The sequence below is a fragment of the Streptomyces sp. NBC_01429 genome (genome assembly GCF_036231945.1).
Lineage (GTDB): Bacteria > Actinomycetota > Actinomycetes > Streptomycetales > Streptomycetaceae > Streptomyces.
Genome location: NZ_CP109599.1, coordinates 6,574,506 through 6,589,372, shown reverse-complemented (window position 1 = coordinate 6,589,372; position 14,867 = coordinate 6,574,506). Strand labels below are relative to the sequence as shown.

The following is a 14,867-nucleotide window of genomic DNA, read 5'->3' as shown; positions in this document are numbered from 1 at the left end:
ACAGCGCGAGAAACAGCACGGAGGACGCGATCCATGAAGCCGCTCATCGGCGTCAGCACCTACCTGGAGGCGTCCGCCGCCTGGGGCGCCTGGGAGCTGCCCGCCGCCCTGCTGCCCGCCGGCTACCCCCGGCTCGTCCAGCGGGCGGGCGGCCTGGCCGCCATGCTCCCGCCCGACGCCGACCCCGGCGCCGCCGCTTCGGTGGTGGACCGGCTGGACGGGCTGGTCATCGCGGGCGGCCCCGATGTGGAGCCCGTACGGTACGGAGCCGACCGGGACCCGCGCACCGGGCCGCCGGCCCTGGAGCGGGACGCGTGGGAGCTGGCGCTCATCGGGGCGGCCCTGGCCTCCGGCACCCCGCTGCTGGGGATCTGCCGGGGCATGCAGCTGCTGAACGTGGCCCTGGGCGGCACGCTCGTCCAGCACATGGACGGCCACACCTCGGGGGTGACCGGCCGCTTCGGCGAGCACCCCGTGAAGCCGGTGCCCGGCACCCGCTACGGCGATCTGGTGCCCGAGGAGTTCACCGTCCCGACGCACCACCACCAGAGCGTGGACCGGCTGGGTACGGGGCTGACTCCCTCGGCGTTCGCGGCGGACGGCACGATCGAGGCAGTGGAACTGCCCGGCCCGGGGTGGGCGCTGGGCGTCCAGTGGCATCCGGAGATGGCCGAGGACACCCGGGTGATGGCGGCCCTGGTCGAGGCCGCGAGCACCCGGCCCGCCGGTGCCGGAGCGGGCGCGGGGTCAGCGGGCGCATAGGGCCACCGGACCACGGGGCCGGGAGTCAACAGGGGTCAGCCGGGGGGGCCGGGATCAGCCGGTAGTCCCCCGCATCATCAGGCCCGGGGTCCCGCGCGTCAGCGAGAGCAGATCGCGCGCGGGGCCCGCGGGCCGGGTGCCGGCCGGCCAGACCGCGCGCAGGTCGCGGCGCAGCCGTACGCCCGCCACCGGCACCGCGACGAGCCGGTGGGCCGCCAGCTCCTCGCCGACCGCCAGCTCGCTGAGCACGCAGGGCCCTGCCCCGCTCACCGCCGCCGCCTTCAACGCGGTGGTGGAGGCGAGTTCGAGCAGCGGCTCGGCCAGTCCTCCGTAGGAGGTGAGGCCGGCGTCCAGGACCTGGCGGGTGCCGGATCCGGGTTCCCGCAGGATGAGCGGGGTCCGGGCCAGCTCGGCCGGGTCGAGCGGGGCGCGGCGGCGGGCCCAGGGGTGGCCGGGGGCGGCGACGACGAGCAGCCGGTCGTGGCCGACGACGGCGGAGTCGAGCCCGTCGGGCGCGGCGAGCCCCTCCACGAAGCCGAGGTCCGCCTCGTGGCTCAGGAGCCGTTCCGCGACGGTGACGGAGTTGCCCGCGTGCAGCGAGACGGCGGTGTCGGGGCGCTCCCGGCGCAGCGCTATCAGCCAGCGCGGCAGCAGATACTCCGCGATCGTCATGCTGGCGGCGACCCGCAGCCGAGAGTCCCGGCGGCCCCGCAGCGCCTGCGCTCCCGCGTCGAACGCCTCGGCGGCCTCGACCACGCGCCGGGCCCAGTCGGTGACCAGCGTTCCGGCGTCGGTGAGGCGCGAGCCGCGGGGGGAACGGTCCACCAGGGCGACCCCGAGCAGGCGCTCCATGGCCCGGATCCGGCTGCTGGCCGCGGGCTGGCTGATGCCGGTCTCGCGGGCGGCCCGGCCGAGACTGCCGAGCCGGGCGACGGCGAGCAGCAGCTCCAGCGCGCCGAGGTCGGGCACCCGGTGGGCGAGCGGCGCGGCAACGGGGGCGCTGCGGTGAGGGGCGGGCGAGGCATCGGCCATAAGTCCAGGTTATGACCTCATAGGGAGAACGGGCCTGGTGGGGGCCGTACCGGAGGGCGAGGGTGGTCGCATGGCCCTTCTCGCGCGCCCCGGCGCGCACTGTGCAGCACGCCCCGCAGCACCCCGCACCACACCCCGCACCGCACCGACGGCGCGGCCGGCCTCCCGGAGGCGGCCGCCCGCGCTGCGGGATCTCGGACCCAACTGGTACGCGCCCGTCATGGGCACGGCGATCGTCGCCGTCGCGGGGGCCGGGCTGCGGGCCGGAGCGCCGGGACCGGCGGCCGGGATACCGGGGCTCGGGGCCGTGTGCGTGGTGATGTGGGCGCTGTCGGCGGTGCTGCTCGCGCTCGTGCTGAGCGCCCGCGCGGGTCACTGGCTGCGCCACCGCGACCGGGCCCGCGCCCAGCTCCTCGATCCGGCCGTGGCGCCCTTCTACGGATGTCTGGCGATGGCGCCGCTCGCCGTCGGTACCGCCACGCTCACCGTGGGGCGAGAGGTGCTGGGCGAGCGGGCCGCGGTCACCGTGGACGCGGTGCTGTTCGGTGCGGGGACGCTGCTCGGGCCGGCGCTCGCGGTGGCGATCCCGTACCTGATGGCCGTACGCCACCGGCTGTCGCCCGCGGACGTCTCCCCCGCCTGGCTGCTTCCGCTGGTGGCGCCCATGGTCTCGGCGGCGGCCGCCGCGCCGCTGGTGCCGTATCTGCCGGCGGGCCAGTGGCGCGAGGCCCTGCTGTACGGCGGTTACGGGCTGTTCGGGCTGAGCCTGTTCGCCACGCTGACGGTGCTGCCCCTGATCGTCGCCCGGCTGCTGCTGCACGGCCCGCCGCCGCTCGCGGCGACCCCGCTGCTCTTCCTGGTCCTCGGTCCGCTGGGGCAGTCGGCCACCGCGCTCCATCTGCTGGCCGGGGCGGCCCCCGGCGCCGTGGGAGCCTCCCAGGCGCGGGTGCTGGGCGCCTTCGCCCTGCTGTACGGGGTGCCGGTGCTGGGCTTCGCGCTGTTCTGGCTGGTGCTGGCGGCGGCGCTGGTGGTCCGGGCGGCCCGGCGCGGGATGCGGTTCACGATGACGTGGTGGGCCTTCACGTTCCCGGTCGGCACCTGTGTGACGGGTACGGCCGGTCTGGCGGGGCGCACGGGGCTGGTGGCGCTGGAGTGGCTGGCGGTGGGCCTGTTCGCGGCGCTGGTGACGGCCTGGGCGGTGGCCGCGTGGCGCACGCTGCGCGGGCTGCTGCGCGGCACCCTCCCGGCGGCTGCCGGGGCGGGGGCGCCCGCGCCGGCAGCGGCCCTCACCGCCTGACCGCGTCGGCGCCGCCTAGGGTCTTTCGTTTGGATCAGGCCGGATGAGGGAGCGGGGTCTGGTGCCGTGGATCGCAAGGCGGAGGAGGGAGCCCACGCGGAGCGGATGGGGTCTCCCCTGGTCGAGCGAAGCCGAGACCTTGGGGATGACTGACGACAACGCGGCGAGGCGCGGTGCCAGGGCTCGCGAGCCCGGCATGATCCAAACGAGAGGCCCTAGCTCTGGCGCCGGGGATCGACGGTCGCGTCGATGTGCTCCGCCACGGCGACCACCAGGATGCGGGTACCGGGCTCGGTCGCGCGCCACCGGTGGCGTACCCCGCCGGAGAGGTACAGCGTGTCGCCGCGCTCCAGCCGGTACGCGCGGCCTTCGGCCTCGACCTCGGCGGCGCCGTCGGCGATGTACATGATCTCGTCGTTGCGGTGCTGGTACTCGCGGCCGGTGTCCTGCTCGCCGGTGAACTCCTTGGCGTTCAGCTGGTGCCCGCCGCGCACCACCCGGCGCACCCCGGGACCGGGGTCGGGGGCCCGTACGACGTCGACGGTGCGCGCCGAGTCGGCGGCGGCGTGCAGCTGGGCGGGGGTCGTCTCCAGGGCGTCGGCGACCCGCTCCAGGGAGCGGATGCTCGGCCTGGCGCGTTCGTTCTCGATCTGGCTGAGGAAGGGCACGGACAGTCCGCTGCGGGCGGCGACCGCCGCCAGAGTCATCCCCAGGGACCTGCGCCGCCTGCGGACGGCCGCGCCCACCCTGAGCGCTTCCTTGTCGTCCATGACTGGCTCCCTCCCGACCGGATCGTCATCCTCTCAGAGTTGACGCCCGCACAAGAGCTGTCCTCAATGATGCGCGCGGCCGGGACGGAAGGGAAACACGCCGAAGGGGTGGGCTTCGCCCGATCGGGCGAAGCCCACCCCTGGTGCGCGGGTGCGTGAGCACGCGGGTTCATCCCACGCGCGGTCCGGCTACAGCGGAGCCATCTTGTCCGCCATGCCCGGATTATCACCCATCCAGGTCTTGACGGCCTCTTCCTCGTGCCCGGTGCCGGCCTTCTGGATCTCGTTCTCCAGGCTGCCGAGCTGGTCCTCGCTCAGCTTGAAGCCCTTGAACCACTTGGTCAGCTGCGGGTAGTTCTCCGGGAAGTCCTTGTGCGCGACCGTGGTGAGCCGGTCCCCGTCGCCGAAGGCCTTCCGCGGGTCCTTCAGCTTGGTCAGCTCGAACTCGTTGTAGGCCCAGTGCGGGGTCCACAGCGCGACCGCGATCGGCTCCTTCTTGGCGTACGCGCGCTTCAGCTCGGCGAGCATGGCCGGTGTGGAGCTGTCGACGACCTTGTACTCCTTGCCGAGGCCGTAGCCGGGCAGGACGTCCTCCTTGAGGACGTTCATCTCCTCGGTGCCGGGCTCGATGCCGACGATCCGGCCCTTGAAGTCGTCGCCGCGCCCCTTGAGGTCGGCGAGCGAGTCGACGCCCTTCACGTAGGAGGGCACGGCCACCTCGCGCGTGGTCGGTCCGTACCAGGAACCGAGCTGCGTGAGATCGTTCTTGTACTTGTCCCAGTAGCGCTTCTGCGCGTTGGGCAGCCAGGCGTCGAACTGGACGTCCACCTGGCCCCGGGACATCGCGGTGTACATCGGGCCGAGCTCGAACTGCTTGAGGTTGACCTTGTAGCCGCGCTCCTCCAGGACCGCCTTCCACAGGTAGGTGGCGGCGATGTCCTCCTCCCAGGGGAACCAGCCGACCTCCACCGTGCGCTCGCGCTCGTCCTTGCCGCCGCCCGCCGCCTTGGCGGAGGCGTCGTCACCGACGGGGGTCCACTTCTCGGCGACCCCGGGGTTCTCCTTGAGCCACTCGCGCACCGCGCTCTGCTCCTGGCCCTTCTGGGCCCCCTGGATCTTGGCTTCCAGGCTGGTGAGCTGCTTCTCGGTCATCTTGAAGTTCTTCAGCCACGAGGCGACCTGCGGGTTGTCCTCGGTGAAGCCCTTGCGCGCCAGGGTGTGCACGCCGTCGCTCTCCGCGCCGAACGCCTTCTTCGGGTCGGCGAGCTTGGTCAGGTCGTAGGTGTCGTACGCCCAGTGCGGCGACCAGAGCACGACAGCGACGGGCTCCTTCTTGGCGTACGCGCGCTTCAGCTCCGCGAGCATGCCGGTGGTGGAGCCGTCGATGAGCTTGTACTCACTGTCCAGGCCGTACGCCTTGAGGACCTTGTCCTTGAGCAGGCCCATCTCGCCGGCGCTGGGCTCGATGCCGATGATCCGGCCCTTGAAGGTGGAGCTCTTGCCCTTGAGGTCGGCGAGAGACTTGACGCCCTTCACGTACGAGGGGACGGAGATCTCCAGGGAGGTCTTGTCGTACCAGGCCCCCATGTCCTCCAGCCTGTCCTTGTACTTGGCCCAGTACGAGGCGTGCGTGACCGGCAGCCAGGAGTCGGTCTGGATGTCGATCTGACCGCCGGCCTGACCGGTGTAGAGCGAGCCGGCCTCGTACTGCCGGGCGTCGACCTCGTAACCGCGCTGCTCCAGCAGTTCCTTCCAGAGGAAGGTGGAGGCGATGCCCTCGTCCCAGGGGATGTACCCCATGCTGATCTTCTTGCCCTTGCCGACGTTGTCGGCGTCGGCGGTGGTGGAGGAGGACGACGAGCCGCCGAACAGGCCGATGCCGCCCGCGACGAGCGCGAGGACGAGCACACCGGCGATCGCGACGACGGGCTGCGGGCGGTGGTTCCAGATCTTCGCGCCGCCGGCCAGTTCCTTGGCCTTGTTCAGCGCGCGGCGGCCGACCGGGGAGACCTGGAGGCTCAGCGAACCGGTGATCCGGTCGAGGAACACGGCCAGGATGACCACGGAGAGACCCGCCTCGAAACCGAGACCGATGTCGATGTTGCCCAGGGCGCGGTACACGGCGCCACCGAGGCCGCCGCCGCCGACCATGCCGGCGATGACCACCATGGACAGGCCCAGCATGATGACCTGGTTGATGCCGGCCATGATCGTCTGAAGGGCCAGTGGCAGCTGGACCCGCAGCAGGGTGTTGCGGGGAGTGGTGCCGAACGCCTCCGCGGCCTCGACCAGCTCGCCGTCGACCTGGCGGATGCCGAGTTCGGTCATCCGGACGCCGGGCGGCAGGGCGAAGATGATCGTGGCGACGATGCCCGGGACCACGCCGATGCCGAAGAAGACCACACCGGGGATCAGATAGACCATGGCGGGCATGGTCTGCATCAGGTCGAGCACCGGCCGGACCACGGAGCTGACGGTCTTGGAGCGCGCCGCCCAGATACCGAGCGGCATCGCGATGACCAGCACGATGATGGTCGCGACGAGCACCAGCGACAGGGTCTCCATCGCCTCGCCCCACAACTCGATGGAGTCGATGAGGGCGAACCCGACGAAGGTGAGCGCGCCGGCGGACAGGCTGCGCAGCCACCAGGCCAGTACGGCGAAGATGCCCGCGAGGAGCAGGGGTTCCGGGGCCGACAGCACCGCGTTGATGCCGTCGTACATGCCGGAGACGACCGTGCCGATGAAGTCGAACAGCCAGGAAAGGTGGTTCTGGAGAAAGTCGACAGCGCTGTCGACCCAGTCGCCGAGATGGAGCCTAGGCACGTGCGACCGCCTTGTCAGCCGTGGCCGGGGTGGCCGCGGGAACGTCCGTGGGCGTCATCGGTTCGCCGAGCACGGCGAGCAGCCGGGAGCGCGGGACGACTCCGACGAGTTCACCCTCGTCGTCGACGACCGCGACGGCCACGCCGCTGGTCGAACAGGGCGTGAACAGCTCGATGATCGGCGTCGACTCGGGCACGGTGGCGGGGGCCGCGTCGATGACGTCCTGGGCCGTACGCAGTTCCTTGCCGTCGTCCGTGCGGGTGCCGATGACGGTGTCCGTGTCGGCCATGATCGCGCCGGCGGTGAGCACCCGGGAGCGGTCCACGTCCTGGGTGAAGGAGGCGACGTAGTCGTTGGCCGGGGTGACGAGGATGTCCTCGGCGCTGCCCAGCTGGACGATCGCGCCGTCGCGCATGACCGCGATCCGGTCGCCGAGGCGCATGGCCTCGTTGAGGTCGTGGGTGATGAACACGATGGTTTTTTTGAGCCGTTTCTGAAGCTGGAGCAGCTGGTCCTGCATGTCGCGGCGGATCAGCGGGTCGAGCGCGCTGAAGGACTCGTCCATCAGCAGCAGGTCGGCGTCGGTGGCGAGCGCGCGGGCGAGGCCGACGCGCTGCTGCATGCCGCCGGAGAGCTCGTCGGGCCAGGACGTCTCCCAGCCGCCCAGGCCCGTCATCTCCAGCGCTTCCGCGGCGCGCCTGTCGCGCTCCTCACGGGGCACTCCCTGCACTTCGAGCCCGTACCCGGCGTTCTCCAGAACGCTGCGGTGCGGGAAGAGCGCGAAGTGCTGGAAGACCATGCTGATCTTGGTGGAGCGGACATGCCGCAGGTCCTGCGGGCTCAGGGCGGTCAGGTCCTGGCCGTCGAAGAGAACCTGCCCCGCCGTCGGCTCCAGCAGCCCGTTGAGCATGCGAAGCAGCGTGGACTTGCCGGATCCCGACAGACCCATCACGACGAATATCTGGCCGGGCTCGACCGTGAACGAGGCGTCTATCACCGCGGCGGTCGTACCATCGGCACGCAGCTCGTCACGGTCCGTACCGTTCTTGAGCTTCGTCACGGCTTCGTCTGGTCGTCTGCCGAAGACCTTGTACAGGTGTTCGGCTTGCAGCCTGGACACATACACCTCACGCGTTGAACGGGAAACGGCCCGCCACCCCCGCGGGCGGGCCGTGGAGCGAGCGGGTTCGGCCCGCTGACCGGCCGCACTGCTTGAAATTGCAACCGGGTTCGCCCCGGGTCCGCGCCTGCCCCCACTTACGTGAGCCAAACAAAGGAGTGACCCACATCACACTCGCCGATGGGCATCTTGGCTCGTAAGTCTCTTTCGGCTATAAGCCCGTTACCGCCCGTGACGACGAGCGCCGGGCGGGACACCACCGGCGCACCGCGGCCGGAATTGTCAGTGGGGCGGGGCATGATCGGAGGCGTGACGCCACGCCTGATGCTCCTCGACAGCGCTTCCCTCTACTACCGCGCCTACTTCGGGGTCCCCGACTCCGTGAAGGCCCCGGACGGCACCCCGGTCAACGCGGTGCGCGGTCTGCTCGACTTCATCGCCCGGCTGGTCCAGGACCACCGCCCCGACCAGTTGGTGGCGTGCATGGACGCCGACTGGCGGCCGGCCTGGCGGGTGGAGCTGATCCCGTCCTACAAGGCCCACCGCGTGGCGGTGGAGCACGACGGGGACCCCGACGAGGAGGAGACCCCGGACACGCTGGCGCCGCAGGTCCCGATCATCGAGGCGGTGCTCGACGCGCTGGGCATCGCCCGGGTCGGCGTGGCGGGGTACGAGGCGGACGACGTGATCGGCACGCTCGCCGGAGCGGCGCGGGGCCCGGTGGACATCGTCACCGGCGACCGCGACCTGTATCAGCTGGTCGACGACGCCCGGGGCGTGCGGGTGCTCTACCCCGTGAAGGGGGTCGGGACGCTCCAGCTGACGGACGAGGCCCTGCTGCGTGAGAAGTACGGGGTGGACGGCGCCGGCTACGTGGATCTGGCCCTGCTGCGCGGCGACCCGAGCGACGGGCTGCCGGGCGTGCCCGGGGTCGGGGAGAAGACGGCGGCCAAGCTGATCGACGCGTACGGCGATCTGGCCGGGATCATGGCGGCGGTGGACGACCCGCGCTCGAAGCTCACCCCGGCGCAGCGCAAGCGGCTCGACGGGGCGCGGGAGTATCTGGCGGTCGCCCCGACGGTCGTCCGGGTCGCCGGGGACGTGCCGCTGCCGGAGTTCGACCCCGCGCTGCCCGCCGGGCCGCGCGATCCGGAGCTGCTCGACGCGCTCGCCGCGCGGTGGGGGCTGGGCGGATCACTGCGACGGCTACTCGCCACTCTTCAGCACTGAGTGTTAACTTAGGCATACCTAAGCTCATGCCAGTCGAGGGAGACCACCATGGCGGAGAAGCCGGCCCGTACGTCGCCGAAAGTCCATGAGGGACAAGTCCTGCGCACCGAGTGGATCACTCCGCACATGGTGCGCGTGGTCCTCGGCGGTGAGGGGCTGGCCGCCGTCCGGGCCGGCGAGTTCAGCGACCACTACGTGAAGGTGCTGTTCGACGCCGAGGGCGTGACCTACCCCGAGCCGTTCGACATGGACCGGATCCGCGCCGAGTTCCCGCGCGAGCAGTGGCCCGCCAACCGCACGTACACGGTGCGGAGCTGGGACCCGGCCACGCTGGAGCTGGCCATCGACTTCGTCGTGCACGGGGACCAGGGGCTGGCGGGCCCCTGGGCGGCGCGCGCCCGGGCGGGCGAGACCGTACGGCTGCTGGGCCCCGGCGGGCTCTACGTACCGGACCCGGCGGCGGACTGGCATCTGCTGGTCGGGGACGAGAGCGCCCTGCCGGCGATCGCCGCGTCGCTGGAGCGGATGCCGGCCGGCGCCGTCGTGCACGCCTTCGTGGAGATCTCGGACCCCGCCGAGGAGCAGAAGGTCACCGCACCGGACGGGACCGGAATCACCTGGCTGCACCGCGGGGACCGTCCGGTCGGCGAGGCGCTGGTCGCGGCGGTCCGCGCGCTGGACTTCCCCGCCGGTGACGTCCAGGCGTTCGTCCACGGCGAGGCCGGTTTCGTGAAGGAGCTGCGCCGTCATCTGCGTCTGGAGCGCGGGGTGGCGCGCGAGCGGCTGTCGATCTCGGGCTACTGGCGGCTCGGCCAGAGCGACGAGGCGTGGCGGGCCGTCAAGCGCGAGTGGAACGAGCAGGTGGAGCGGGAGCAGGAGCAGCCGGCCCCGTAGCCGCTGCGCCGACGTCCGCCCACCGGATCCCCGAAGGCCATTCGTACGTGTACTCCAGCGTGCGGGTGGCCTTTTCGGCGCGCCCGTGGCGGGGTGCCGGAGCGCACGCGTCTCTGCGGCACCTCGCGCGAATCCGACGGATATCGCACCGCCGTGCGAACATCGGCCATACCCATGAGCACCCCCGACCGGCCCATCCTCACGTCCCGACCAATCCGTGTGGGCACCGGCTCCGAATCCCCGGTGAAGTCTGTCCGGGTCGCGCTGCCCACCAGCGCGACCGGCCCGTCCCACCTGTGTCCGTACCGGAGGAAAGCCGCGTGAAAGAAGCCGTACAGATCGGAGGCACCGCATCGGCGGGGCCCGATCTACAGGATTTGCTGGTCCAGGTGGCCAGAGGGGACCAGGACGCCTTCTCCCGCGTGTACGACCAGGTCTGCGGCCCCGTCCTGGGGCTGGTGCGTTCCGTACTGCGCGACCCGGCCCAGTCGGAGGAGGTCGCGCAGGAGGTCCTGCTGGAGGTCTGGCGTACCGCGGCCCGCTTCCAGCCGAGCCGTGGCAGCGCCATGACCTGGGTGCTCACCCTCGCGCACCGCAGGGCGGTGGACCGGGTGCGCTCGGCCCAGGCGTCCAGCGACCGCGAACAGCGGGCCGCCCTGCTGGACCGCACCCCGGCCTACGACGAGGTCACCGAACAGGTCGAGGCGAGCCTCGAACGCGAGCAGGTGCGCCGCTGTCTGCGCACGCTGACCGAACTTCAGCGCCAGTCCGTGAATCTGGCGTACTACCAGGGCCTCGCCTACCGGGAGGTCGCCGAGCTGCTCTCGGTCCCGCTGGGTACGGTCAAAACCCGTTTGCGCGACGGTCTCATCCGGCTGCGTGACTGCTTGGGGGTGAACGCATGACCATCGCCGATCTGCACACGCTGACCGGTGCGTACGCGCTGCACGCGCTGGCGCCGCAGGAACGCGCCGAATTCGAACGCCATCTTGAGGCGTGCGAACCGTGTGCGCTGGAGGTACGCGAACTGGCAGCCACGGCCGCCAGGCTCGGCGGTGCCGTGGCCGTGACACCGCCGCCCGCTCTCAAGGAGCAGGTGCTGCGCCGGATCGCCACCGAGCGGCAGGACCCGCCGAAGGTGACGCCGCAGTCGCGCACGGCCGGCGGCGGAGCCGCCCGGGGACGGCTGCTCTCCCGCTTCGCGCTCGCCGCGTGCCTGGCCGGCGCCGTCGGGTTCGGTGGCATCGCGGTGTGGCAGCACCAGGAGGCGCGGGACGCCCGGCAGCGCGCGGAGGCGTCGCAGCAGCACTCCCAGGAGCTGGCCAAGGTGCTGGCCGCCCCGGACGCCAAGGTCGTCACGGGCGAGCTGACCGACGGCGCGACGGGCACGGTCGTGGTCTCCCGCAGCCGCGACAAGGCCGCGTTCATCACGTCGGGGATGCCGAAACCGCCCAGCGGCAAGGTGTACGAACTCTGGTACAACGATGGCGGCACCATGCGCGCCGCCGGACTGATGGACCCGACGACCGGCTCCGCATCGGTGCTGATGGAGGGCTCCGTGAAGGACGCGTCCGGAATGGGTATCACAGTGGAACCGGCCGGTGGCTCGAAACAGCCCACCTCCGACCCACTGGCCCTGATGGACTTCCCGAGCGCCTGATGGGAGCGTACGCATGAGCACAGCGGTGGTGTTGTTCACCTCCGATCTGCGGGTGCACGACCAGCCCGTGCTGCGCGCCGCGCTGGCCGGTGCCGACGAGGTCGTCCCGCTGTTCGTCGCCGACCCCGGCATCGCCGGGGCGGGCTTCGACGCCCCCAATCGCCGGGCCTTCCTCGCCGACTGCCTCGCCTCCCTGGACGCGGGGCTGCGCGAGCGCGGCGGCCGGCTGGTGGTCCGCGGCGGCGACCCCGTCGAACAGGTCTGCCGGGTGGTCCGCGAGAGCGGCGCCCGGCAGGTCCATGTCGCGGCCGGGGTGAGCGGGTACGCGTCGCGCAGGGAGGAACGGCTGCGTACGGAGCTGGCGCGCGCGGGGGCCGGGCTGACCGCGCACGACGCGGTGGTCACCGTGGTGCCGCCGGGGCAGATCGCCCCGGCGGGCAAGGACCACTTCTCGGTGTTCACGCCGTACTTCCGCCGCTGGGACGAGACGGGCGGCCGCGCGGTGGCCGCCGCGCCCCGGGCCGTCCGCGTGCCCGAGGGGATCACCGGCGAGCCGCTGCCGCAGCGGGACGCGGTCCAGGGGGTCTCCCCCGGACTCGCCCGGGGCGGTGAGGCCGTGGCACGCGAACGGCTCGCCGCCTGGGCGGCGGGCCGGATGGACGCGTACGAGGAGCGCCACGACGACCTGGCGGGCGACGCCACCTCCCGGCTCTCCCCGTACCTCCACTTCGGCTGCCTCTCCGCGACGGAGCTGGTGCGGCGGGCGCGGCGCCGGGGCGGGGCGGGCGCCGAGGCGTTCGTACGGCAGCTGGCCTGGCGGGACTTCCACCACCAGGTGCTCGCGGCCCGGCCGCGCGCCGCGTGGTCGGACTACCGCCCGCGCGGCGACCGGTGGCGTACGGACGAGAAGGAGATCACCGCCTGGCGCGAGGGGCGCACCGGATATCCGGTCGTCGACGCGGCCATGCGCCAGCTGCTGCACGAGGGCTGGATGCACAACCGGGGCCGGCTGCTGGTGGCGAGCTTCCTCACGAAGACCCTGTACGTGGACTGGCGGGTGGGGGCACGCCACTTCCTGGATCTGCTGGTGGACGGCGATGTCGCCAACAACCAGCTCAACTGGCAGTGGTGCGCGGGGACCGGCACGGACACCCGGCCCAACCGGGTCCTCAACCCGCTGATCCAGGCCAAGCGCTTCGATCCGCGCGGCGATTACGTCAGGCGCTGGGTGCCCGAGCTGTCCGGGCTGCCCGGCTCCTCGGTCCACCGGCCCTGGCAGCTGGCGGAGCGGGACCGGGCCCGGCTGGACTATCCGGACCCGGTCGTCGACCTCGCGGAGGGCAGGGAACGCTTCGCGCGCGCCCGCGGCCTCGACGGCGCCTAGGAAGGAGCGGGAACGGCCGTACCGGCGCGCCGGAACTCGCTCGGGCTGACGCCCCGGATCCGCTTGAACGCCACGCTGAACGCGAACGCGTCGGAGTAGCCCACCGCGCGGCCGATCTCGGCGACGGTCGCCGCCTCGCGCTCGGCCAGCAGGTCCGCCGCGAGCGTCATGCGCCAGCGGGTGAGGTAGGTCAGCGGCGGTTCGCCGACCAGGTCGGCGAACCGCTTCGCCAGGGTGGAGCGCGACACCCCGGTCCGCTCGCCCAGCGAGGAGACCGTCCAGGGCGCCGCCGGTTCGGCGTGCAGCAGCCGCAGCGCGTCGCCGACCACCGGGTCCCGCTGGGCGGCGTACCAGGACGGCGGCTCGCCGCCGGGCCGGTCGAAGTACTCGCGCACCGCGCAGACCAGCAGCCAGTCCAGCAGCCGGTCCAGGACCACCTGCTGGCCCGGGGTGTCGGCCGCGGCCTCGGCGGCGAGGTGCTCCAGTACGGGGTCGGCCTCGCCGCCGGAAGGCACCCGCAGCACGACGGGCAGCGCGTCCAGCAGCCTGCGGCTGATCTCGCCGCCCACCGGATAGGCGCCGACGATCAGCGTCGTCGCGCCGTCACCGGAGCCGTCGCCGCGGTCGCTCCAGCCGATCCGGTGCCGGGTCCCGCCCTGCTCGGGCGTCGCGCAGTGCTCGCCGCACGCGATCGGTTCGGCCCGGGTGCCGACCTCGTCGACGAAGCTGAACGGCGCGGGGCCCCGCACGATGACCGTCTCGCCGGCGCGGAGCTGTTCGGGCGGGCGGTGCTCCGGCACGATCCAGCCCGCCCCGCCGAGGACGGTGCACAACGTCAGCGGCGCACCGTCCACGAAGTGCAGCGCCCAGGGCGGGGACAGGATCGAGCTGCCGAACAACGAGCCCTGGGCCCGTATCCCGCGAAAGAGGTCACTGAACGCGTCCACCCCGCCGAGATTAGACGATGACAAAGGTGATCCGGCTCCTCGCCCATGGAACCGTCCGAGTGGGTGCCGTTGAATCGGTGTCATGAGCAACGACACCAACGACACCACTCTCGTCCTCGGCGCCACCGGCAAGACCGGCCGGCGGGTCGCCGCCCGATTGCGGCTGCGCGGCACACAGCTGCGCGCCGCCTCCCGGTCCAGCCGGACCCGCTTCGACTGGTCCGACCCCGACGGCTGGGACGCGGTCCTGCGGGGCGTCACCGCCGTCTACCTGGTACCCCCGTCCGTGCCAGGACCGGTGCACGAGTTCGTGGCGCGGGCCGAGGCCGCCGGCGTGCGTCGGCTGGTCCTGCTCTCCGGGCACCGCGCCGACGACTGGGGCGACTTCGCGTTCGGGCTGGACATGCGCTCGGCCGAGGAGGCCGTGCGCGGCTCGGCGCTGGAGTGGACCGTTCTGCGGCCGTCGAACTTCAACCAGAACTTCGACGAGGACTTCTTCCACGCCCCGCTGGTCGCCGGCGAGCTGGTACTCCCGGCCGGTGCGGTCCCCGAGCCGTTCGTCGACCTGGAGGACGTCGCCGACGCCGCGGCCGCGGTGCTCGCCGAGCCCGGCCGGCACGCGGGGCGGATCTACGAGCTGACCGGGCCGCGCGCGCTGACCTTCGCCGAGGCGGTCGAGCTGATCTCCCGGGCGTCCGGGCTGCCCATCACCTACAAGCGGGTCTCCGTCGCCGAGTACACCGCGTCGCTGGTCGAGCAGGGCGTGGGCGAGGACGAGGCCCATCACGTCGCCGTGATGTTCGACCTGCTGGAGAGCGGGGTGAGCGCCGGCACGGATGACGGTATCGCCACCGTGCTGGGGCGCGCCCCGCGCACCTTCGAGGACTACGTCGTGCGGGCCGCGGCGGCGGGAGCCTGGCGGTCCTGATCCGGCCGGATCAGGAC

General features: G+C 72.4%; 13 protein-coding genes. 8 read left to right on the top strand and 5 right to left on the bottom strand.

Annotation, left to right across the window (positions count from 1 at the left end):
* Positions 1 to 33 precede the first annotated feature (33 nt).
* Complete coding sequence (locus OG627_RS29065) at positions 34 to 762, top strand: gamma-glutamyl-gamma-aminobutyrate hydrolase family protein (RefSeq protein ID WP_329070080.1); 729 nt, start codon at positions 34 to 36, stop codon at positions 760 to 762.
* Positions 763 to 816: 54 nt separating this feature from the next.
* On the opposite strand, the gene OG627_RS29060 is transcribed toward OG627_RS29065, so the two are convergent.
* Positions 817 to 1,794, bottom strand: a complete 978-nt coding sequence (locus tag OG627_RS29060; RefSeq protein WP_329070079.1) for a LysR family transcriptional regulator — start codon at positions 1,792 to 1,794, stop codon at positions 817 to 819.
* A 70-nt stretch (positions 1,795 to 1,864) separates the two neighbouring features.
* Here OG627_RS29060 and OG627_RS29055 point away from each other — a divergent pair, with 70 nt between their 5' ends.
* On the top strand, positions 1,865 to 3,091 hold the full coding sequence (locus tag OG627_RS29055; RefSeq protein WP_329070077.1) for a TDT family transporter: 1,227 nt from the start codon (positions 1,865 to 1,867) through the stop codon (positions 3,089 to 3,091).
* 215 nt (positions 3,092 to 3,306) lie between these two features.
* Here OG627_RS29055 and OG627_RS29050 read toward each other — a convergent pair whose 3' ends face one another.
* The 3 genes from OG627_RS29050 to OG627_RS29040 all read right to left on the bottom strand — a co-directional run bounded on the left by OG627_RS29050 (position 3,307) and on the right by OG627_RS29040 (position 7,807).
* Complete coding sequence (locus tag OG627_RS29050; RefSeq protein WP_329070075.1) at positions 3,307 to 3,861, bottom strand: helix-turn-helix domain-containing protein; 555 nt, start codon at positions 3,859 to 3,861, stop codon at positions 3,307 to 3,309.
* A 189-nt stretch (positions 3,862 to 4,050) separates the two neighbouring features.
* Positions 4,051 to 6,687 (bottom strand): ABC transporter permease/substrate binding protein, encoded by a 2,637-nt coding sequence (locus tag OG627_RS29045; RefSeq protein ID WP_329070073.1) that lies wholly within the window; start codon positions 6,685 to 6,687, stop codon positions 4,051 to 4,053.
* Positions 6,680 to 7,807, bottom strand: coding sequence for a quaternary amine ABC transporter ATP-binding protein (locus OG627_RS29040; protein ID WP_329070071.1), 1,128 nt, complete (start codon positions 7,805 to 7,807; stop codon positions 6,680 to 6,682). The genes OG627_RS29045 and OG627_RS29040 overlap by 8 nt, the downstream gene beginning before the upstream one ends.
* Positions 7,808 to 8,131: 324 nt before the next feature.
* On the opposite strand from OG627_RS29040, the gene OG627_RS29035 reads away from it, so the two are divergent.
* The 5 genes from OG627_RS29035 (at position 8,132) to OG627_RS29015 (ending at position 12,975) form a co-directional block, all read left to right on the top strand.
* Positions 8,132 to 9,037 carry a 5'-3' exonuclease gene (locus OG627_RS29035; protein ID WP_329073070.1) on the top strand — a complete coding sequence of 302 codons (906 nt, stop codon included), beginning with the start codon at positions 8,132 to 8,134 and terminating at the stop codon, positions 9,035 to 9,037.
* A 48-nt stretch (positions 9,038 to 9,085) separates the two neighbouring features.
* Positions 9,086 to 9,931, top strand: a complete 846-nt coding sequence (locus OG627_RS29030) for a siderophore-interacting protein (RefSeq protein ID WP_329070069.1) — start codon at positions 9,086 to 9,088, stop codon at positions 9,929 to 9,931.
* A 320-nt stretch (positions 9,932 to 10,251) separates the two neighbouring features.
* Positions 10,252 to 10,836 carry a sigma-70 family RNA polymerase sigma factor gene (locus OG627_RS29025; protein ID WP_329070067.1) on the top strand — a complete coding sequence of 195 codons (585 nt, stop codon included), beginning with the start codon at positions 10,252 to 10,254 and terminating at the stop codon, positions 10,834 to 10,836.
* Positions 10,833 to 11,591 carry an anti-sigma factor gene (locus OG627_RS29020; RefSeq protein WP_329070065.1) on the top strand — a complete coding sequence of 253 codons (759 nt, stop codon included), beginning with the start codon at positions 10,833 to 10,835 and terminating at the stop codon, positions 11,589 to 11,591. Before OG627_RS29025 ends, OG627_RS29020 begins: the two co-directional genes overlap by 4 nt.
* Before the next feature lie 13 nt (positions 11,592 to 11,604).
* Entirely contained in the window at positions 11,605 to 12,975 is a 1,371-nt protein-coding gene (locus OG627_RS29015) for a cryptochrome/photolyase family protein (protein WP_329070061.1), read from the top strand.
* Here the strand turns inward: OG627_RS29015 and OG627_RS29010 are convergent.
* Entirely contained in the window at positions 12,972 to 13,922 is a 951-nt protein-coding gene (locus OG627_RS29010) for an AraC family transcriptional regulator (RefSeq protein ID WP_329070059.1), read from the bottom strand. The genes OG627_RS29015 and OG627_RS29010 overlap by 4 nt on opposite strands.
* A gap of 82 nt (positions 13,923 to 14,004) precedes the next feature.
* Between OG627_RS29010 and OG627_RS29005 the strand changes: the two genes are divergently transcribed.
* The gene (locus OG627_RS29005; RefSeq protein WP_329070057.1) at positions 14,005 to 14,850 is read left to right on the top strand and encodes an NAD(P)H-binding protein; all 846 of its coding nucleotides are present in this window, start codon (positions 14,005 to 14,007) and stop codon (positions 14,848 to 14,850) included.
* The last annotated feature ends 17 nt before the right edge of the window (positions 14,851 to 14,867 follow it).